We start from the raw sequence: 20521 nt of genomic DNA on the forward strand, positions 1-20521 counted from the left end.
ACCTACCGCGACGGGTCCAGTACCAGCTTGCCGGTGGTGCGGCGGGCGCGGAGGTCCTCGTGGGCTTGGCGCACTTCGGACAGGCCGTACTCGCCGCCCGGCACGGCGCGCAGGTCGCCGGCCAGGACCAGGTCGAACAGCTCGGCCATGGCGCGGTGCACGACGCGACCCGGGAGCCTGAACGCGTGGGGCAGCCACATGCCCGCGATGGCCGTCGAGTGGACCAGGAGGCGGCCCGGGTCGACCGGCGTCGGCTTCTCGCGGCTGGCCATGCCGTAGAACGCCAGGCGTCCGAACGGCGCGAGCGCGGCGATGCTCTGGTCGGTGACCGCGCCGCCGGTCATGTCCAGCACGACGTCCACGCGCCGCCCGCCGTTGGCCTCGCGCAGCACGTCGGTCATGTCCGGTGCGGTCGAGTCGACCGCGACGTCCGCGCCCAGGTCCAGTGCGAGCTTGCGCTTGTCCTCGGTGCTGGCGGTGGCGATGACGCGGCCCGCGCCCCACTTCTTGGCCAGCTGCACGGCCAGCGACCCGACCCCGCCGGCGGCCGCGTGCACGACGACGGTCTCCCCCGCCTCCAGGTGCGCGCTCTTGCGCAGCAGCAGCCACGCCGTCGCGCCCTGCACGACCATGCTCAACGCGGTGAGGTCGTCCACGCCGTCGGGCACGTCGAACGCGGTCGCCTCGGGCACGGCGGCCTTCTGCGCGTACCCGCCGAAGTTCGTCAGGGCGACCACGCGCCGCTCGCCCGCCGTGCCGACGACCTCGCCGCCGGGCACGAGCGGCAGCTCCATCTTGGACAGGTAGGAGTTCTCGGCCTGGTGGGTGTCGGCGTAGTTCAGGCCCGCGCGGCTGACCTCGACGAGCAGTTCGCCCGGCCCCGCGACGGGGTCGGGCAGCTCGACCTCGGTGAGGACTTCGGGTCCGCCGAACTCGGTGATCTGGATGGCACGCACGGGTGTCAGCTCTCCTTGGTGGCGATCGGGTCGTGGTCGAGCCGCACGCGTTCGCCGGTGGCGGTGCGCGGGCCGGGCGGGTTGGGGAAGGCGAACGGCGCGCTGGGTCGCCCGGCCTGCACGAACCAGCATTCACCGGGTTTGCCGTCGCGCAACACGGAGACGAACGCGTCGACGACGTCGTCCACGCTCATCACCGGCATCCCGGCGGCTTCCAACGTGGACTTGAAGCCGGTGATGATGGCGGTGTCGGCGAACGACGGGCACACGGCGTTGACGGTGACGCCCTCCGCGGCGAGCCCGGGGCCCAGGCCGCGGACCAGGCCGACGACGGCGGCCTTGTTCGCGCCGTAGAGGGGATCCATGGGCATGGCCATGAGGCCTGCCATGCTGGCGGTGGCGACGATGCGCCCACCGCGCTTGCGCAGCTCGGGCAGCGCCGCGTGCACGCCGTACACGACACCGTCGAGGTTGATGCCCATGACCGTGCGGTACCGCTCGGCGTCGAAGTCGTCACCCAGCCCGAACCCCGTGGCGATGCCCGCGTTGAGCACGGCGACGTCCAGCCCGCCGAACCGCTCCACCGCCGTCGCCACCGCGGCCTCGCTCTGCCGCGGGTCCCGGACGTCGCAGTGCGCGAACACGCCGTCCACCTCGTCGGCGACGGCCTGGCCCCGCGCGTCGTCCACGTCGGCGACCACGACCGAGGCGCCCGCGGCGGCGAGTCGGCGCGCCACCCCCGCCCCGATGCCGTTCGCGGCTCCGGTGACCAGTGCGACCTTGCCCGAGAACTCCACCGCGCCTCCTCTGGCTGACATTCCGACCAGTCGGTATGGTTCCCCCGACGCGCTCTGGCGTCAAGGCGACCTCGCCGGTAGGTTACTAAGCGGTTGCTTAGGCCCGCAGATCAAGGAGGACTGACCGTGGCCGAGACGGACGCACGGGTGGCCATCGTCACCGGTGCCGCACGCGGCATCGGCGCCGCCGTAGCCACGCGGCTCGCGCAGGACGGCATGGCCGTCGCGCTGCTCGACCTCAACGAGGAGAGCTGCGCCGAGGCCGTGGAGAGGATCAAGGCCTCCGGCGGGACCGCGATCGCGGTGGGTGTCGACGTCAGCGACAGCGCGGCGGTCGACGCGGCCGTGCAGCGGGTCGCCGACGAGCTCGGCGCGCCGACCGTCCTGGTCAACAACGCGGGCATCCTCCGGGACAACCTGCTGTTCAAGATGACCGACGACGACTGGGACGCGGTGATCAACGTCCACCTGCGCGGCTCGTTCCTGATGAGCCGGGCGGTGCAGAAGTTCCAGACGGCGGCGAACTGGGGTCGCATCGTCAACCTGTCCAGCACGTCGGCGCTGGGCAACCGCGGTCAGGCGAACTACGCGGCGGCCAAGGCGGGCCTGCAGGGCTTCACCAAGACGTTGGCGATCGAGCTCGGCAAGTTCAACGTGACGGTGAACGCGATCGCGCCGGGGTTCATCGCGACCGACATGACCGCCGCGACGGCGGCCCGGGTCGGCATCGACTTCGAGGACTTCAAGAAGGGTGCGGCGGCGGCGATCCCGGTGCAGCGCGTCGGCACCCCCGAGGACATCGCGCACACGGCGTCGTTCCTGGTCAGCGAGGGCGCCGGGTTCGTGTCCGGTCAGGTCATCTACGTCGCCGGCGGACCGAAGGACTGATGATGCGGGTATTCGCGAACCTCGACGAGCTGGCGGCGGCCAAGGGCGAGCACCTCGGTCACGGCGAGTGGCACGAGATCACGCAGGCGGAGATCAACCTGTTCGCCGACGCCACCAGCGACCACCAGTGGATCCACGTGGACCTGGAGAAGGCCGCCGCCGGGCCGTTCGGCGCGCCGGTCGCGCACGGGTTCCTGACGTTGTCGCTGATCCCGATGCTGGTGCGGGACATCTACACGGTGCAGGGCCTGTCCATGGGCGTGAACTACGGGCTGAACAAGGTGCGCTTCCCCAGCCCCGTGGTCGTCGGGTCGCGGGTGCGGGCCGGCGCCGAGCTGGCCGAGACCACCGACGTGGCGCAGGGCAAGCAGGCGGTGGTGAGGGTGACCGTCGAGATCGAGGGCAACCCGAAGCCCGCGTGCGTGGCCGAGACCGTGGTGCTGCTGGTACCGGCCGCCTGACAACACCGGCGGGCACGGCGTCGTCCTGGCGTCGTGCCCGTTGCTGTCGGTGATCGCCCCGGGCTCAGTCGGCTGCTTCGCTCGCCACGCGTTCCAGCTTGGCGCGGTAGGTCTCCCAGTCCACCGACGGCATGTTGTCGTTGTCCGGGCGCAGGCCCGACGCGCCGTCGACCAGCTCGCGGACGATGTCGGCGTGGCCCGCGTGGCGGTTGGTCTCCGCGATCATGTGGATCAGGACCAGGTGCAGCGTGACGCCCCGGCGCTGCGGCCCCCACCACGGCACCTCGCCGGTCGAGTCGAGGTCCAGCGCGTCGATCGTCGCGTCCGCGTGCGCACAGGCCCGTCGGTAGAGGTCGACGATGTCCTCACGGGACTCCTCCGCCGTCGCCCACATGTCCGCGTTGGGCTCGGCGTCGGCGCCCATCCACTCGAACCGCTCGCCGAACGGCCTGGCGAACGTCTCGGCGAAGTAGCCGATCTCCATCGCGGCCAGGTGCTTGACCAGGCCCAACAGGTTCGTGCCGGTCGGCGTCAACGGCCGCCGCGCGTCGTGGGACGACAGGCCGTCCAGCTTCCACAGCATCGCCTCGCGCGCCGTGCGCAGGTAGCGGTGCAGGTCTGACTTCATGACGAACCCTCCACAGGACGCAAGGACGCGAGCAGCAGGTCGGCGAAGTGACGGCCCACCTGCTTCGCCGACAGCGGCCCGTCGGCGCTGTACCACTGACCGAGGTGGTGGACGCTGCCGAAGAAGTAGTGCACGGTCAGGTCCGCGGGCACGTCGGCGCGGAACACGCCCTGCGCCTGCCCCTCCTCCACCAGCGAGCGGAACCGCTCGTGGTAGCGCCGCCGCTCCACCCGCATCTCCCGCCGCTTGTCCTCGGCCAGGTGGTCGGCCGAGCGGAAGTACACCCGCGCCTGGTCGAAGTTGTCCACCGACGTGACCACGACGTCGACCGCCGCCGCGTGCAACCGCTCGGCGACCGGCGCGGACCCGGACGCGAAGTGGTCCAGCCGCTCGGTCTGCATCCGCAGCAGGCTGCCGTAGATCTCGTGCAGCAGGTCGTCCTTGGACCCGAAGTAGTGGTACATGGCGCCCTTGGTGACGCCGGCGAGGTCCACGATGTCCTGCACCGCGACCCGGTCGAAGCCCCTGTCGGCGAACAACCGCGTCGCGGCGTCGATCAGCCGCTCCGGTACCGATGCCATGGGCCAAGCATCGCACGCCCGATCACTGGAACATCGCGATCGGGCGGATGACGAGCTGCTGGGCGTCCGCCTTCCACGACTGGACCTTGCCCAGGCACCGCGCCTGGAAGCCGCCCTCGGGCACGACGTCGTCGCGCAGACCGGCGTTGTAGCACTCGACCCGCACCTGCGGCCCCTGCTCGGGGTCGTCCGGGTCGCCGAACGGGGCCAGGAACACCGTGGTGCCGTCGCCGTCGGACGCCACCCGGAACACGCCCTTCACCGACACGTACGAGTCGATCCGACGCAGCCGCACCGCGTCGGTCGCCTCCAGGTGCTGCTCCAACGCCGTGTTCCGCAGCACGGTCAGGTCGCGCAGGTCGACGTGCACGACCCCGGACGCGGACTCCAGCGCGTCCAGCAGCACGCCGACCACCGCGATCGGCTCGTACTGCTCGATATAGGTCTTCACCACCTCGCGCCCGGACGTCCGCGCGCCCTCCACGCCCAGGTCGAGGCCCTTCAACGCGATCTTGCCGTCCTTGGTGACGCCGACCCGGTCCACCACCTCCTTGGTCATCGCGTCGCCGTACCGCCCGACCTGGTAGAGGTCCATCACGGACTTCTCGTGCAGGTAGATGGTCAGCCCGGGCACCTCGCGCGGCGGCGCGAACCGGTGCCGCGACCGCCACGCCCACAGGCCGACGCCGATGGCCACGACGATCGCCAGCGCGGTCACGATCCACACGACCGCCCACGGCCACCACACCGACCACCACAGTCCTCTATCGACAGCCACGGATCTCCTTCACCGCCTCCAGGAGGGACCCGGTGGTGGCGTCCACCACCCGGCCGCCGGTCGCCCTCGCCACCCGGTCCAGCTCCACCGGGTCGGCCTCGCCGAACCGGATCGCGTACGTGCGCGCGGGCGGGGCCGGCCACGCGGCCAGGAACTCGTCCGCGCTCATGCCCGCGTTGTTCTCGCCGTCGGTCATCAGCACCACCGTGCCCTCGCCGACGACCCGGTAGGCGTGGTCGAGCGCCGACCAGATCGCGGTGCCGGTCTCGGCCAACTCCGCCGTCGTCAACGCGGTGGCCAACCCCTCCAGGTCCGCGGCACTGCCGATGACGACGGAACGCTCCTCCAGCACGGTCCCCGCGAACCGCACCAGCACGACCGTCTCCCCCAGCCGGAACCGGTCGAACCCGCCGGCCCGGCTCAACGTCGCGAACGCCTCGCGCAGCCCGGCGATCCGCGCGCCCGCCATGGACGTGGAGTGGTCCAGCACGAACACCACCCGGCCGGACCGACCGGCCCGGTCGTAGGCGGCGAGCAGGGTGTCCACGACCTGCTGCGTGCCCGGGAAGTACAGCGCGGTGCCGATCGGCTCGCGCAACCCGTCGGTGCGCTCGACCTGCGGGTCGACGGGCCGGCGGTGGGTGCGTTCCATGATCGACCGCTGGGCCGACGGCGTGCGCAGCCACTGCACCACCCGGTCGTACACGGCCCGCTTGTCCGGCTTGAGCAGCATCAACGGGTAGTCGGACAGCACGATCCCGTCGCGCGGGTACACCACCTCCAGCGGCTCGCGCAGCTGCCCGGACGCGTTCAGCGACAGCACGGTCGACTCGTAGGTCACCACGGCGTCCACCTCGTCCTGCCGCTTCACGTACTCGTCGACGACCTCCGCCGCGCCGTCCGCGCCGAACACCCGTCCGGTGAGGAAGCCCTGGAGCTTGTCGCAGGTGACGTCCTCGGCGCGCAACGCCGCACCGGTGCCGGCCGCGGCCGTGGCCACGCCGATCAACGCCGCCATCCCGCTGCCGGACACCCTCGGGTCGGCCATCCCGAACCGCAGCTCCCCCGCCGCCGCACGGCCCGCCACGTCGGCCCACGACGCACCGCGCAGCGCGTCCGCCTGGCCCTGCTTCACGCCCAGCACCAGCGGCGAGAGCATCGTGCTGGTGGACAGCGGCAGGTCGGCGGACTTCAGCCTCAGGTACCGGTTCGTGGCCAGCCAGGCCAGGTCGTGGTCCACGCCCGCGGCCAGCTCGTCGCTCGCCCGCACCGTGCCGCGCCGGTCGAGCTTCAGCTCCACCCCGGTGTCGCGGCGCAGGTCGGCCAGCACGGGCGCGAGGTCCGCCAGCTCCGAACTGGCCAGCACGGTCAGCGTGACCGGTTCGGGCGTGCCGGACGTGCAGCCGGCCAGGACCAGGGCGGCCACCGACAACGCGGCCAGGCCGGCCCTCACAGCGGCACACCACCCGGGCAGCGGCCGACCTCCGCGATCATCGTGGTCAGGTCCTCGGACTTGGGCAGGAACGCCTCCGTGTCGCCCGCGCCGGGGTCCGGCACGTCGATACCGCGTTCGGTCAGCACCGTGCCCACCGAAGCGCTGCCCGCCCGACCGAGGCGGAAACCGAGCTCCAACGCGCGCCGCTGGAGGTCGGTGTTCTCCTGCAACAGCCGGCCGACCTTCTCCCCCGCCTCGCTGAACGCGATCAGCCAGGGCTCCGCGTGGTGGTGGGCGTCGGGGTAGAGCAGCACCCGGTCGGGGTCGACCGACCCGGTCCGCTCCTTGGTGCGGATCTGGTAGGCCAGGTACTGGTGTTCGTAGATGACGCCCACGGGGGCGAACGTGCGCCCGTCCGGGCCGAAGAACGTGCGACCGATGCCCGCGCCGAACTGCCCCTCGACCTCGAACAGCGGCTTGATCCGCGCGCCGACCGCCTTGGCGTCGGCCGCGGTCGGCACGTTCCGGCCGTTGGCGGCGAACGCGACCAGCGCGAGGTAGGCCGCGCCCGAGTAGGCCCGGCACGGGTCCGGCGACTGGGCGATGATCCGGTTGGCGTTGGTCAGCCCGTCCTCCGACAGGTCCTTCCAGGTCGTGCCGTCCAGGGTGAGGCCGACGAACTCCGGCATCTTCAGCGTGTAGTAGAGCTTGTCCTCCCCCGGCTGCGGGTCCGCCACGTCCTGCCGGTCCAGCGCTTCGGCGTAGTCGCGGAACGCGGCGATGACCAGCGGCGTGGTGAAGGGGTAGAACGGCGTGCCGCCCACCTTGTCGTGGATCTGCCGCGCGGTCAGCTGGCCCGAGGGCATGACGAAGTCGAACGCGGCCGCCTCTTCGGTCCTGGGTATCTCCTGCGAGCCGCCGGAGTCGGTCAGGTGCACCTGCACGCCGTTGGCCATCAGGATGCGGCGGACCTCGTTGTCGGAGAAGAACTCGACCTTGGAGGCCATCATCGCGCGCACGATCGTGATGCCCTGGAACGGCAGCGCGATCACACCCGAGGCGAACAGCGCGACGGCGCCCACCAGCGCGATGCCCGCCGACACGCCGAACGGCAACAGGAAGCGCTTGCGCCGGAACACCGACCGCGGCGGGTCGAGGATCACCAATGCGGGTTCTTCGGTCGAACTCTTCGCGACCACGGACTCCCCCGGGGCGGACGGCGATCTTCCCTGCCTACGAGGCTAGATCGCCGTGCCGCCGCGGTGGGTTACAAGTCGGGAGTTCAGCCGCCCAGCGTCACGCCGCCGTCGATGACGAACGTCGTGCCGGTGGTGTAGCCGCCCGCGGCCGAAGCGAGGAACACGACCGCCGCCGCCAGCTCCTCCGGATCGCCCACCCGGCCCATCGGCAGCTTCGAGATGTGCGCTTCGAGGTAGCCCTCGGGGTACTGGTCGGTCATCTCGGAGGCGAAGTAGCCGGGCGCGATCGCGTTGACCCGGATGCCCTTGCGGCCCGTCCACTGCTGCGCCAGGTCGCGGGTCAGGCCGATCACGCCCGCCTTCGACGCGGAGTACGCCGCCTGCGGCAGCCCGCCGGACACCAGGCCGAGCACGCTGGAGACGTTGATGATCGACCCACCACCGGTCATCACGGCCGCGGCCGCCTGCGCCATCCAGTAGGTGCCGTTGAGGTTGACGTCCATGACACCGAGGAACTGCTCCGGCGTCTCCCGGGACGCGGGCACCGCCGACGCCACGCCGGCGTTGTTCACCAGCACGTGCACCGGGCCGAACTCGGCCGCGGCACGGGCCACCTCACGGCAGTCGTCCGGCTGCGCCACGTCGGCCTGCACGACCAGCGCGCGCCGACCGGTGTCCTCCACCAGCCGCGCGGTGTCCTTGAGCCGGTCCACCCGCCGGGCGGCGAGCACCACGTCCGCGCCCGCCTCGGCGAGGCCCTTGGCGAACGCCACACCCAGCCCCGAGGACGCGCCGGTGACGATCGCGACCTGCCCGTCCAACCGGAACTTGTCCAGGATTCCCATTCAGCTCAACCTCTCCAGGATGATCGCCATGCCCTGACCGCCGCCGACGCACATCGTCTCCAGCCCGAACTGCGCGTCGCGCGAGCGCATCCCGTTGATCAGGGTGGTCATGATGCGGGCGCCGGTGGAGCCGAACGGGTGGCCCAGCGCGATCGCGCCGCCGTGCACGTTCAGCTTCTCCATGTCGATGCCGAGCGCGCGCTGGCTGCCCAGCACCTGCACCGCGAACGCCTCGTTGATCTCGACCAGGTCGATGTCGTCGATGGTCAGGTTCGCGTGCGCGAGCGCCTGCCTGGTGGCGTCGACCGGGCCGAGGCCCATGATCTCCGGCGAGAGACCGGACACGCCGGTGGACACGATCCGCGCCAACGGGGTCAGCCCGAGTTCCTCGGCGCGCACGTCGCTCATGACGACCACGGCGGCCGCGCCGTCGTTGAGGGGGCAGCAGTTGCCGGGCGTGACGGTCCCCTGCGGCCGGAACGACGGGTTGAGCGCCGACACGGCGTCGTAGGTGACGCCCTTGCGGGGTCCGTCGTCGGTGGAGACGACCGTGCCGTCCGGGAGCGTCACCGGGGTGATCTCGCGGGCGAAGAAGCCGTCCGCGATGGCCTTCTCGGCCAGGTTGTGCGAGCGGACGCCGAACTCGTCCTGGTCGCGGCGGCTGATGCCGAGCGTCGTCGCGACGTTCTCGGCGGTCTGGCCCATCGAGATGTAGTAGTCCGGCAGCACGCCGTCCTCGCGCGGGTCGTGCCACGGCTCGTTGGTCTCGGCGGTGCGCTGCGTGCGTGCGCGTGCCTCGTCGAACAGCGGGTTGAGGTGCGGGTCGCCGTGGCGGTAGCGCGAGACGCACTCGACGCCCGCGCTGATGAACGCGTGGCCCTCGCCCGCCTTGATCGCGTGGAACGCCATCCGCGCGGTCTGCACCGAGGAGGCGCAGAAGCGGTTGACGGTGGTGCCGGGCAGGGTGTCCAGGCCGAGTTGCACGGCGATGCGGCGGGCCACGTTCTGGCCGTGCTCGTCCTGCGGTTCGGCGCAACCCAGGTGCAGGTCGGTGATCTCCCCCCGGTCCAGCTCGGGGACCTGGTCCAGCGCGGCGGCGACGACCTGCGCGGCCAGGTCGTCCGGGCGCAGGTCGACCAGCGACCCCTTGCGCGCCCGGCCGATCGGGGAACGCGAGGTGGCGACGATGACAGCCTCGGGCATGGCGGTGCTCCTGTGTCTAGAGGCCGAGGTCGCGGCCGATGAGTTCCTTCATGATCTCGTTAGAGCCGGCCCAGATCCGGGTCACGCGGGCGTCCATCCAGGCGCGCGCCACGCGGTACTCGGTCATGTAGCCGTAGCCGCCGTGCAGCTGCACGCACGCGTCGATGACGTCGTTCTGCACGTCCGCGCTCCAGTACTTGGCCTTCGCCGCGTCCACGGCGGTCAGCTCGCGCCGGGTGTGCGCGTCGGTGCACTGGTCCAGGAACGCCTGCGTCACGTCGATCTTGGTGACCAGCTCGGCGAGGGTGAACTTGTTGTGCTGGAACGAGCCGATCGCCTGGCCGAACGCCTTGCGCTCCTTGGCGTACCCGATGGTCTCCAGCAGGATCTGCTTGGCGTGGGCCAGGTTGGAGATCGCGCCGCCGAGGCGTTCCTGCGGCAGCCGTTCCATCATGTAGATGAAGCCACGGTCGACCTCGCCGATGACGTTCTCCGCCGGGATCCGGACGTCCTCGAAGAACAGCTCGGCGGTGTCGGACTCGGGCTGGCCGACCTTGTCCAGCTTGCGGCCGCGCTCGAAGCCCTTCATGCCGGTCTCGACCGCGAACAGGGTGATGCCCCTGGCCTTCTTCTCCGGGCTGGTGCGGGCGGCGACCACGATCATGTCGGCGGAGAAGCCGTTGGTGATGAACGTCTTCGAGCCGTTGAGGATCCAGTCGTCGCCGTCGCGGACCGCGTTGCTCTTGAGCGCCGCCAGGTCGGAGCCGCCGGAGGGCTCGGTCATGCCGATGCCGGTCGTCATCTCGCCCGAGCAGAACCGGGGCAGCCAGCGCTGCTTCTGCTCCTCGGTGCACAGGTCGACCAGGTAGGGGGCGACGACGTCGCCGTGGATGCCCAGGCAGGAGGACATGCCGGCGCTGACCTTGGACAGCTCCTCGCCGAGCACGGCGTTGAACCGGTAGTCACCGGCACCGCTGCCGCCGTGCTCCTCGGGGACCTCCAGGCCGAGCAGGCCCTGCTTGCCGGCTTCCAGCCACACGTCGCGGTCGATGTGGCGCTGCTCGACGAACCGCTCGTAGTTCGGGCGGAGGGTGCGGTCGCAGAACGCCTGCGCGGTCTCGCGGAACGCTTCGTGGTCGGGTTCGAACAGCGTGCGGCGCACTCTCAGATCCTCCATACTAAGCGGTTGCTTAGGTCTAAGCGTGTGCTTAGCCTGCGGTATCGTTCGGGCTCGTGTCAAGGAGGGCGGCTGTGAGGACAACCCGTGGGGAGTTCGCGCTCCTGGATGAGACGTGGTCCGAGGTCACGCCCCCGGCGGCCCGTCGGATGCTGATCGCCGCCGCCGCCGCGTTCTCGGTGCGCGGCTACCACGCGACCACCACCCGTGACATCGCGGCGCAGGCCGGCATGTCACCCGCGGCGGTCTACATCCACTACCGGTCCAAAGAGGAACTGCTGTTCCAGATCTCGCGCATCGGGCACGCGACCTCGCTGTCGGTGCTGACGGGTGTGTCCGAGGTGGACCCGACGCGGCGGTTGGCGGCGGCGGTGCGGGCGTTCGCGTCGTGGCACGCCGAGTACCACACGACCGCGCGGGTCGTGCAGTACGAGCTGAGCGCGCTGACGCCCGAGCACCTGGCCGACGTGGTGGAGCTGCGCAGGCGGATCGAGGCCGCGGTGCGCGGGATGGTCGAGGCCGGTGTCGCGGCGGGCGCGTTCGACGTGCCGGACGTGCGCGGGGCGGCCCTGGCGGTGCTGTCGCTGTGCATCGACGTGGCCCGCTGGTACCAGCCGGGAGGCCGCCGCACGCCCGCGGAGATCGGCGACCTCTACGCCGACCTGGTGCTGCGCATGGTCGGCGCCGACAACGGCTGACCGTCCTCCGCCCGCCTGACCGTCCTCACCGCCCGCAGTCAGCCCAGGTCGTCGAGGTCCCGGCCGGAGAACCACTCCTCCACTCCCTCGGCGCGGTCGTCGAACGACGTGGTCATCAGCTGGATGCGCTCGGTGACCGCGTCGCCGTGCCGGCGCAGCAGTGCCGCGATGAGCGGGTCGCGACCGCCGATCCACTGCAGCTCGTCCAGCTGGCCGATGGTCATCCGGGCCAGCACCGACCAGTCACCCTCGGCGACGAACTCCCGGGTGCGGTTGGCCGCCGACGCCGCCACCAGCGTGTAGAACGCCTCGCTCGGCGAAGCCGGTGCCTTCGCCACCAGCTGGTCCAGCGACTGCTTGAGCTGCATCCTGGTCCACGGCTGGGAGGGCAGGCACGTCATGCCCCAGGAGATCTGCGCCGCGAACACGCGGTTGGTCGGCAACGGCGGCTCGACCTGCGGGATCTCGCCGGTGGCGCCCACCCGGCGCACCGCCGCCGCGGCCCACCCGACCTGCACCCAGTGCTCGGCCTCGTCCCGGACCGGGAACCGCTCGACCGCCGTGCCGATCGCCCGGGCGAGGGCGGCGGCGATGTCGGCGTGCTCGTAGCCGTGGCGTTGCAGCCACAGCACCAAGCGGGGCGCCGCGTTGAGGTCGAGGCGGTGCACGAGGCGGTTGGGGTCCGCGTCCTGGACGACCGCGACGATCGGGTCGGCCATGTGCTCGGCGTCGCAGGCCACCAGCATGGTCAGTAGCCCCGGCAGCGCCCTGAGGTCGGTCGGGAGCATGTGCTTGAGCCGGGTGGCGATCCGCTCGGTGTCGACGCGCAGGGCGGCCCGCCGCGCCCAGTCCTCGTCCCACAGGCGCGACATCCTCAGCACCTCGGTCACGAACCGGGGGCCGCGCAACGACGGCATGGACTTCAGCCGGAGGTCGAACGCCCTCTCCATCCAGGCGGTCTGCGGCGCGCCGTGCCTCAGGCCGACCGCGTGCAGGTGCCGGGCCACGGTCCACTGCTGGGTGGGGTTCTGCAGGTTCTGGACCTCGCTGGTGAACCACCTCCACCTGGGTCGGTCGTCGAGCGCGAGCTTCAACAGCCGCTTGCCGGCGCCCCCGACCGCCTGCTCCACGGCGTCCATGAGGTTGGCCGCGCCGAGGTGGTCCTCGCTCGCGAACCGCATCCGGTCGGCGAGCACGCTGCGCTCGCCGTGGTCGGGGTACTGCCCGGTCCTGCGGGCGAGCTCCTCGACCTCGGTGGCGGTGAAGCCCGGGTCGAGCCGCATCATCAGCCGGATCGACTCGGCCAGCTCGCCGGGCGTCATGGACGCCCTCAACTGCGACTTGAACTTCTTGGCGTTGAGGTCCCGCGCGGACTTGAACACGGCACTGGAGGTCTCCGGGGCACCGGCCACGGCCAGGGTTCGGCTGACCTCCAGGACGTAGTTCAGCGCCGCGTTGACCGCGCCGCGCAGCGACACGCCGTCCTGGCGGTACTGGCCGAGGTAGAGCTGCGCCGCGTCGGGGTGCAGGATCCGCCCCAGGCGGTGGAAGAAGGTCCTGGCGTCGGTCGAGCCCGCCTTGGTCATCCCCTCCACGATCCGGGCGACGCGCACCTCGGACCGCAGGCGGTCGAGGAACTCGCGGGCCACCTCGGGGTCGTCCGCGATGATCAGCGCCAGCTGCGGCCCCCACGGCCGGAGGGTGGTGCGGATGGAGTTCGCCACCGACTCGACCGCGGCGTCGAGGACGCGGTCGGCGAACGTGGTGCGCGCCTGCCACATGCCCTTGATCAGGTGGCTCACCACCGACGGCCGCACGTCGTTCGTGACCTGGTCGAGGAACCACTCCTCGCCGAGCTGCTCGGCCAGCTCGTGCGCGAACCCCGTGGCCGGGTTGCCCTTCCAGTCGTCGAGTTGGTAGGCGGCTGCCAGCAGCATCCCGGCACCCTTGTTGTCCCCGGTGCCGACGATCACGGCCGCCAGCTCCTGCGCGAGCGTCCTGCGCGGCGTGGCGTTGCCGTACCCGTTCGCGGCGGAGGTGTCCTGGTACAGCACCTCGAACGCCAGCTTGGCATGGCGGTTGGTGAGCGTCTGGAGCAGCAGCGCCGCCTCCATCGCCAGGGCGTTCTTGCCGATGAGGGTGCGCAGGCTGGCGTTGAGGTGTTGCACGGAGTTCAGCAGCTTGATGCAGAACGCGGGCTCGGCGGCGTGCAGGTCGGCGACGGCGTAACGCAACTCCTGCACGTCGGTGTGCTGCAACGAGCTCGCGATGGTCTGGCTGTGCTCGCGCAGCCAGACGTCCCAGTCCTGGATGTCCTCCAGCCCGAGCTTGAGCGTCAACCAGGCCAGGATGAGCGGCAGGCCGCTGCGGGCGGGCACCCGGTGGTCGAGGAGCTTGCGCACGGACGGCTCCTCGGCGGTGTGGTGCACCTCGATGTCCGCCCGCCGACCCGCCTTCTTCACCAGCCGGTCGACCCGGCGCGCCGTGCCGTAGTCCTGGACGACGTTCGGGTTGAGCCCTTGCAGCACGGCCAGCCCGCGCTCGGCCACCAGGACGTTGAACGCCGGTTCCTGGAACCGCAGCAGCTGGTCCAGCAGGCGGTGGGCGCCCCGGCCGCGCCGCTCCTCCACCGAGTCGAACAACCGGCGCAGCTCGGTGACCAGCCCCTCCAGGCTGCCGTTCAGCTCCGCCTGCACGTCCGGGCGGACGCGCCACAGCGCCCGGAGCACCAGCTGCATGTCGCCGACGCTGGTCCCGGGCAGCTCGCCGCACCGGTTGGCCAGTTTCTGCGCCAGCTTGTACTGCAGGTCGTGCGGCATCATCCCGTCACCGACCAGGACCAGCTCGGCGATCGCCGTCACCGACGCCTGCTCCAGCCACGGCCCGAAGTTCTCCTTGAACCTGTTCTCCTCCAGCAGCTTGCGGAACGCGGTCTCGTCGGCGTGGCGGCAGCACCTCAGGAACGTGACGACGTGGCCGGGCTGCTGCTTCATCACGTGTTCGAGTTCCAGGCTCACCACGGGCAGGACCACCTCGCGGATCGCGTCGTCGTCCGGCCGATCCCGGGCGCCACGCCGGTTCGGGCTGTGGTTGAGGATGTCCCGGCACAGGTCCGGGCTGGCCAGCCGCCACCCGTTGCGCCGGGTGGACCGCACCGCGCCCACCGCCCTCAGCACGTCCTCCCGCTCGTCGAGCGGCCACAGGTTCTTCGGGTACACCTCGTTGTTCAGCAGGGACACGGCGGCGAGCTTGCGCAGCGCGTCGAGCTCGTTCTCGCCCAGCCCGCTGATCGTCGCGTCGAGGTCGTCGCCCGCCGGGCGGCCCGAACCGGCCTTCGCCGCGGCGACCATGGCGTTGGTCAGCCGCCGCAGGTCCCGGTGGTACTTCCGGACGAGGTCGGCCAGGTGCGGTCGCGCGCCGCCGAGGAGCTCCTCGTTGTGGTCGATCAGCTGCATGGCGAACTTGAGCGTGCGGGGCTGCCCCACGACCGCGTGCGTCACCGAGGTCTCGTCGGTCCTCCAGGTCGCCGCCCGGATCTCGTACTGCAACGCCGCGAGCACACCGATGGTCCGACGGCCGCTGCTCAGACGCGCGCTCACGTCGCGCAGCAGGGTGTCCACGTCGGCGTCCTGCGCCTCGCCGACCGGGATGATGTTCTCCAGCACCAGCACGTGGTGCTCGGCGTCGCCGCCGAGCAGGACGGTCCGCGCCACCTGCACGATGAGGTCCTCGTCGGGCAGCCGGCCGCTGGACGGCGACACCGCGACGACCTTCCAGCCCTTGGCGCGCAACGCCTTCGCCACCATCCGGATGATCGTGGACTTGCCGGTGCTGGTGGGTCCGCCGAGCATGACGGTGGCGTTCGGCCTGGCCGTGAACATCGCCTCGACGTGATCGACCTGCTCGATCCTGGTGTCCCGGACGGCCTGGTCACGGTCCTCGGTGTCGAGGTCCACCAGGGTGAAGCGCAGGCGTTCGAGCACCTTCGTGCGGCGCTTGGCGGCCCACTCGGCCCACTGCTCCCCCCACAGCACGCCGGCCGCCGCCTCCAGGCTCAGGTCACCCGTCCCGACCACCACGGGCTCGTCCTGCCCCGGGTGCCACCGCTGCCAGCCCTCCGCCACCGGGACCAGCAGGTCCAGGCCGAGGTCGGCCGCCGCATCGCGACGCCGCTTCACCTCCTCGGCCGAGAGCGCCGCGAACACGCCGTCGACCAGCGCGCCGGCGGCGACCACCTCGACGCGGGACCCGCTCCACGGCAGGAAGTGCGCCAACGCGCCCAGTGCGACGGGCAGTGCGAGTTGCCCGTCGTCCAGGTCCGCGCCGAACGGGTCGCCCTTCAGTGCCAGCCCGACGCCGACCTCGGCGCTGTGCCCGAGCAGGTCGAGCAGGTCCGCCACGGCGGCACGGGCCGCCTCGACCGCGGCGACCGCCTTCGGCCCGAACCCCGGCGCGGCCGCCTTCGGCTCGTCGGTGACCGCCAGGTCGACGCCCAGCGACACCACCTGGCCCGACGCCTGCTCCGTGATACCGACCGGCAGACACGTCGCGGTGATCGAGCGGTCGGCGGTCCACTGCGCGAACACCCGCTCGACGAGTTCGGAGGCCTCCTCGACCGCCGATAACGAGGTCGGGTCGATCGGGCCACCCGGCAGGGTTGCGGCGTCGAGCAGGGCGTAGCCCAGCCGCTTGCCGTCCGGCAGCTCCGCCAACCAGTTCGGCGGCACCAGGCCCTCGACCGAGTGCGCGTCCACCCAGCTCACCAGTCGCGAGGCCGAGGCCACCAGCAGGCCGTCGTCGTTCGCGGCGATCGCCCGGCGCACCGCAACCAGGGTCATCACCAGCGTGTTGCGCTCGACGCAGCGCTCGTCAGCCTTCATCGGTTCCTCCAGGAGCACGGTCGAGGGTCAGGTGGGCCATACCGTCGGACGCGGCCAGCACGACCGTGCCGTCGTCGACGAAGCCGACCCCGGTCAGTTCGTTGGGCAGCACGAGTTCCAGCACCCGTGCCGCCCGGTCGTCCAGGTCGTGCACGACCAGGCTCGGCCGGCGGCCACCCTCCGCCACGAGCAACCAGCGGTCGCTGACCGCGACCCGGGCCGGGTGGTTGATCGACAGCCGGGCCACCTGTTCGTGGGTGGACAACCGGTGCACGGTCAGCGCACCGCCCGCGCCGACCACCGCGACGGTGTCGCCATCGGGCGACGTGCACAGGGCGGTGATCGCCTCCTCACCCCGGTGCAGCACACCGGTCACGGTCTGGCGGGCGTGGTCGCGCACCAGCACGTCCCCGCTCCTCGTGCCGACCACCAGCGCGGGCCGTTCGGGCGTGCCCACCGCGACGCGGTCCAGCTTCAACGTGACGGGAGCCCACGCCCGCCGCGTCACCCCCGTCTCGACGTCGAGGTAGGACAGGCTCGACTGGTGGGTGAACGCGACCGTGGTCGCGTCGGCGAACGCCATCGACTCGATCGTGCCGCCCTTGACCGGGGGCAGGTCGCCCCCGTCGGCGGCGACGACGGTGACCCGCCCGCCGCGCCGCGCCACCACGGCCAGCGGTTCGTCCGACGGCGCCACCGCCAGGGCGCTCACCAGGTGCTCGCCCTCGTCCGCCGCGAGCTTCCGCGGGCCTCCGTGCGGGGACAGCGACCACAGGGTGGCGGACCCGTCGTCGTGGCCGGCGACGGCGGTGTGGCGGTTCACCGCGAGCTGCACGATCGCGCCGTGGACGGGGTCGGTCTGGACCGCCCAGTCGACGCGGGCGGACGACCCGCCCACATCCACCCGCTCGATGTCCAGCTTGCGCCACCCGACCAGCAGGGTGAGCACCAGCCGCTTGGCCTCGGTGGTCATGGCACCCACGTGCAGCGAGTGCCACGCCTCCAGCAGCGCCTTCGTGCGTATGCCCGGCTTGGGGACCCGCTTGTCGTCGTCGCCCACGATCGGCACCGGAAGGGTGTTGACGAGCAGTTCCTGGTCCGCCAGCACAGTTTCCAGCGTGGTGGCGTCGGACGCGGCCGACCGCACCAGCAGGCGCGCCAGCTCCGGGTGCGCCGCCGACCACTGCCGCCGACCGCGCGCCGTGGGCACGACGGCCAGCAGCAGGTTCGTGACGTCCTGCACCGGCCAGTCCAGCGAGGGCGGCGGCACGCGCAGGCGCCACCACCTCTGGCCGTCGACGACCTTGCGGTCCAGCAGCGCCCCGGCGGCTGCGGCCACCGCCTCGATCTCCGCCGGGGTATGCCGGTGCACGCCCGGCGCGGCGGCCAGATCGATCCACAGCGACTCGGGCAACCACTCGTGGCCGTCCAACCGCAGCGGTGCGAACAGGGTCGAGTACTCCGGCACGACGTTCTCCACCGCCTGCCGGAACAAACCGAAGACCAGCTCGCCGACCCGCTTGCGCCACTTCGCGCTGGTCTCGTTCACCCACCGCTTGTGGGTCTGAGGGCCGATCAGGTCGTTCGCGACCAACGCGGCGATGCCGAAGTTCGAGGCGCACATGGGCGCGACCCAGAGAGTCACGCTGCGCACCTCGTCCTCCCGACCGGCGAGGGGCGCGCCGTCGGTCCTGGTGGCCCTGAACACCAGGTAGTCCGCCAGCTCCCGGACGTCGGCCGGGTGCGCGGAGTCGAGGTCCACCACTCGGACGGTCCGGCCCAGCTCAACGGGTTGCCGCGCGCTCATGACGAGGCGGACCACGCCGGTCGCGGCGAGCGGTGCGATGAGCGCTGCGGTCAGTTCCTCGGGCTGCTCGCACCGGTCGACGTCGTCCAGCACGATCCCGATCGGGCCGGGACGCCCGGCGAGCGCGGCCAGCAGTTGCGCGGGGGTTCCCGCCTGGACCCCGAGCTGGTCGGCGAGGCGGGTGGCGATGTCGTCGACCGACCACGGCTCGCGGATGCGCAACGCGGCTTGGACCGCCCCGGGCCGCGGCAGGTGGCCGTGGCGGGCGATGGGCGGCATCCTGCTACCCGGCATCCCGGCCAGCACCAGCCTGCCCAGCAGGGCCGACTTGCCCGAGCCCATCCCGCCGACCACGAGGTGCGGCGCCGGGCGCATCTCGTCCGGGTCGAGCACCGCGACCAGGTCCACCAGCACGTCGTCGCGCCCGGTGAAGAACCACCCGGCCTGGTCGACGGCGCGCAGACCACGTGCGACCGCGCTCCACTCGTGCCACTCGCCGGACAGCCAGTCCGGTGGCTGCTGCGGCATGTGCGACGGGTTGGGCAGCACCCGTCCAGGCCCTGTCCTCGACGTGGACAGCGCGGTGGCCTGCTGTTGCCTCGATAACGACTGGTTGATCCGACCGCACAGCTCCTTCACCGGCAGGTGCTCCCGGCTGCGGCCGCCGTTCAGGGCCGCGTGGCGGAACGCCTGCACGAAGGTCGTCTGACCGGCGAGCTGCTCGCGGTAGGACGACGACAGGATCCACAGCCGCAGGCTCCCCGCGACGCCCTCCCACTCGTTGTGGACCTGGTCCATGGCATCGACGGAACCCCCCTCGGACATGCACGAGTCGAGCACCAGCATGACCTCGTCGACGATTCCCGTCTTCTTGACGAACGGCCGGATCAGATCGCCCGACCGCAACAATCCCTTGTGCGTGTCCGGGTCGTACTCGCGACCGGTGAGGAACCACTCGGTCGGCGACTCCTCCGGCTGGTAGCCGTGGCCGGTGACGTAGATGAACACCGACGGCGGCTCCCGGAGCTCGCCGCCGTCCTGCTCCTGCTCCTCCGCCCGCAGGCGGACCCAGTCGTACAGGGCGTCCTTGAGGTCGTGCGGGTCGATGTCGGGCTGGTCGGCCAGGTGCGGCGCACCGTCCTGGAAACCGAGGAACGTCAGCACCTCGCGCATCTCCCGGAGTTCCTCGGGCACCAGCGGGAGGTTGTGCTTGCTGTCGTTGTAGGTACCGACCCCGGCCAGGAAGAAGACGCGGTCAGGCGAGGGCATCCGCGATCGCCTGACTGGTGTGGACTGCGGCGAGGTAGCGCACCGCCAGGTGGGCCTTCATCCGGGAGTTGTGGACCCGCTTGTCGACGACGTCCGCGCCGTAGAACGGCTTGAGCTCCTTGACCAGCGCCACGGCGTCCTCGGTGGCCGCGACGTTGACCCACCGCCGCACGTTCGGCAGCCGGTTGGCCTCGGCGTCCGCCGAGGTGCCGAGCCGTTCGCGCACGGCGCGCAGCCCCAGCGGTGAACCGACCGTGACGAGGGTGTCGACCTCGATGCCCGGCTCGTCCCGCAGCACGTCGTAGGCGATCACGCTGCCCAGCGAGTGCGCGACCACCACCGTCGGGCCGGTCTTCAGCGCGTTCAGGACCTCGGTCCGGGCGCCGAGGTGCAGCTCCGCGTCGGCGAAGTAGCGGCCGACCTGCTTGACGAACCTGCGGATCGCGAGGTGGCCGAGCCCGGCGAAGTAGTCCGTCGACTCCAGCGCCCGGACCGCCCACTGCACCCCGCCGGGCAGGTACGCCTTGCCGCCCGCCGGCGGTTCCCCGGCCAGTTCCAGCAGGAAGGACTCCTCGAACTCGTCGAAGTCCGCCGGTCCGGGCGCGGCGCCCTTGTGCCCGGCGGCCGCGGTGTAGAGGTGTCCGTAGTAGGCCGCTTCGAAGGTGAACACGTCGTGCTTCGGGCTGCGCTCGTTGTGCAGGCCGGCCGCGATGTGGCTGCGCCAGAGCTCGATCATCTTGGCCCGGCTCTCGAACTGCCAACCCACGCCGTGCACGCCGACCACATCTGTCACTACGAACTCCGATCAGGTGTCACCTCAATTATGGACACCTTCGGAGGTCGACCACACTCCGTTACCTGACCCCACCCGAACGGTCTAAGGCACGGGCCGTGCGACCACAGCGAGCAGGGCCTGCCG

16 protein-coding genes are annotated in these 20521 nt (G+C 71.5%); 3 read left to right on the forward strand and 13 right to left on the reverse strand.

Going from position 1 to position 20521, the window contains the following annotated elements:
* Positions 1 to 2: 2 nt before the first annotated feature.
* Positions 3 to 956, reverse strand: a complete 954-nt coding sequence (locus tag AB0K14_RS30785; protein ID WP_360456559.1) for an NADPH:quinone oxidoreductase family protein — start codon at positions 954 to 956, stop codon at positions 3 to 5.
* A 5-nt stretch (positions 957 to 961) separates the two neighbouring features.
* Positions 962 to 1774, reverse strand: a complete 813-nt coding sequence (locus tag AB0K14_RS30790; protein WP_360456562.1) for an SDR family NAD(P)-dependent oxidoreductase — start codon at positions 1772 to 1774, stop codon at positions 962 to 964.
* A 105-nt stretch (positions 1775 to 1879) separates the two neighbouring features.
* Between AB0K14_RS30790 and fabG the strand changes: the two genes are divergently transcribed.
* Complete coding sequence (fabG, locus tag AB0K14_RS30795) at positions 1880 to 2641, forward strand: 3-oxoacyl-ACP reductase FabG (protein ID WP_360456565.1); 762 nt, start codon at positions 1880 to 1882, stop codon at positions 2639 to 2641.
* On the forward strand, positions 2641 to 3102 hold the full coding sequence (locus AB0K14_RS30800; protein WP_360456568.1) for a MaoC family dehydratase: 462 nt from the start codon (positions 2641 to 2643) through the stop codon (positions 3100 to 3102). The genes fabG and AB0K14_RS30800 overlap by 1 nt, the downstream gene beginning before the upstream one ends.
* Before the next feature lie 64 nt (positions 3103 to 3166).
* On the opposite strand, the gene AB0K14_RS30805 is transcribed toward AB0K14_RS30800, so the two are convergent.
* From AB0K14_RS30805 to AB0K14_RS30840, 8 genes are all read right to left on the reverse strand, one after another.
* Positions 3167 to 3730, reverse strand: a complete 564-nt coding sequence (locus AB0K14_RS30805; protein ID WP_360456571.1) for a DinB family protein — start codon at positions 3728 to 3730, stop codon at positions 3167 to 3169.
* Positions 3727 to 4311: a TetR/AcrR family transcriptional regulator gene (locus AB0K14_RS30810; RefSeq protein WP_360456574.1), complete on the reverse strand. Its 585-nt coding sequence runs from the start codon at positions 4309 to 4311 to the stop codon at positions 3727 to 3729. Before AB0K14_RS30810 ends, AB0K14_RS30805 begins: the two co-directional genes overlap by 4 nt.
* Positions 4312 to 4333: 22 nt before the next feature.
* Positions 4334 to 5089, reverse strand: a complete 756-nt coding sequence (locus tag AB0K14_RS30815; RefSeq protein ID WP_360456577.1) for a hypothetical protein — start codon at positions 5087 to 5089, stop codon at positions 4334 to 4336.
* On the reverse strand, positions 5076 to 6542 hold the full coding sequence (locus tag AB0K14_RS30820; protein ID WP_360456580.1) for a VWA domain-containing protein: 1467 nt from the start codon (positions 6540 to 6542) through the stop codon (positions 5076 to 5078). The genes AB0K14_RS30815 and AB0K14_RS30820 overlap by 14 nt, the downstream gene beginning before the upstream one ends.
* A complete protein-coding gene (locus AB0K14_RS30825; RefSeq protein ID WP_360456582.1) occupies positions 6539 to 7723 on the reverse strand; it encodes a hypothetical protein in 1185 nt (394 codons plus the stop codon). Before AB0K14_RS30825 ends, AB0K14_RS30820 begins: the two co-directional genes overlap by 4 nt.
* Positions 7724 to 7806: 83 nt before the next feature.
* Entirely contained in the window at positions 7807 to 8568 is a 762-nt protein-coding gene (locus AB0K14_RS30830; protein ID WP_360456585.1) for an SDR family oxidoreductase, read from the reverse strand.
* Entirely contained in the window at positions 8569 to 9771 is a 1203-nt protein-coding gene (locus AB0K14_RS30835) for an acetyl-CoA C-acetyltransferase (protein WP_360456588.1), read from the reverse strand. It abuts the gene before it with no gap.
* A 16-nt stretch (positions 9772 to 9787) separates the two neighbouring features.
* A complete protein-coding gene (locus tag AB0K14_RS30840; protein WP_360456591.1) occupies positions 9788 to 10933 on the reverse strand; it encodes an acyl-CoA dehydrogenase family protein in 1146 nt (381 codons plus the stop codon).
* 164 nt (positions 10934 to 11097) lie between these two features.
* Between AB0K14_RS30840 and AB0K14_RS30845 the strand changes: the two genes are divergently transcribed.
* Entirely contained in the window at positions 11098 to 11646 is a 549-nt protein-coding gene (locus AB0K14_RS30845; protein ID WP_360456816.1) for a TetR/AcrR family transcriptional regulator, read from the forward strand.
* Positions 11647 to 11684: 38 nt separating this feature from the next.
* Here AB0K14_RS30845 and AB0K14_RS30850 read toward each other — a convergent pair whose 3' ends face one another.
* From AB0K14_RS30850 to AB0K14_RS30860, 3 genes are read right to left on the reverse strand one after another with little or no spacing between them, the layout of a single operon-like run.
* A complete protein-coding gene (locus tag AB0K14_RS30850) occupies positions 11685 to 16526 on the reverse strand; it encodes a hypothetical protein (RefSeq protein ID WP_360456594.1) in 4842 nt (1613 codons plus the stop codon).
* The gene (locus AB0K14_RS30855; RefSeq protein WP_360456597.1) at positions 16516 to 19602 is read right to left on the reverse strand and encodes an ATP-binding protein; all 3087 of its coding nucleotides are present in this window, start codon (positions 19600 to 19602) and stop codon (positions 16516 to 16518) included. The genes AB0K14_RS30850 and AB0K14_RS30855 overlap by 11 nt, the downstream gene beginning before the upstream one ends.
* Entirely contained in the window at positions 19589 to 20395 is an 807-nt protein-coding gene (locus AB0K14_RS30860) for a hypothetical protein (protein WP_360456600.1), read from the reverse strand. Before AB0K14_RS30860 ends, AB0K14_RS30855 begins: the two co-directional genes overlap by 14 nt.
* Positions 20396 to 20521: the final 126 nt, after the last annotated feature.

Source organism: Actinosynnema sp. NPDC050801 (assembly GCF_040673975.1).
GTDB lineage: Bacteria > Actinomycetota > Actinomycetes > Mycobacteriales > Pseudonocardiaceae > Actinosynnema.

Coding starts and splice junctions, on each gene's coding strand:
- AB0K14_RS30790 (WP_360456562.1), bottom strand. CDS start 1,774: ATGTCAGCCAGAGGAGGCGCGGTGGAGTTCTCGGGCAAGGTCGCACTG.
- AB0K14_RS30800 (WP_360456568.1), top strand. CDS start 2,641: ATGATGCGGGTATTCGCGAACCTCGACGAGCTGGCGGCGGCCAAGGGC.
- AB0K14_RS30805 (WP_360456571.1), bottom strand. CDS start 3,730: ATGAAGTCAGACCTGCACCGCTACCTGCGCACGGCGCGCGAGGCGATG.
- AB0K14_RS30810 (WP_360456574.1), bottom strand. CDS start 4,311: ATGGCATCGGTACCGGAGCGGCTGATCGACGCCGCGACGCGGTTGTTC.
- AB0K14_RS30830 (WP_360456585.1), bottom strand. CDS start 8,568: ATGGGAATCCTGGACAAGTTCCGGTTGGACGGGCAGGTCGCGATCGTC.
- AB0K14_RS30835 (WP_360456588.1), bottom strand. CDS start 9,771: ATGCCCGAGGCTGTCATCGTCGCCACCTCGCGTTCCCCGATCGGCCGG.
- AB0K14_RS30845 (WP_360456816.1), top strand. CDS start 11,098: ATGCTGATCGCCGCCGCCGCCGCGTTCTCGGTGCGCGGCTACCACGCG.
- AB0K14_RS30850 (WP_360456594.1), bottom strand. CDS start 16,526: ATGAAGGCTGACGAGCGCTGCGTCGAGCGCAACACGCTGGTGATGACC.
- AB0K14_RS30855 (WP_360456597.1), bottom strand. CDS start 19,602: ATGCCCTCGCCTGACCGCGTCTTCTTCCTGGCCGGGGTCGGTACCTAC.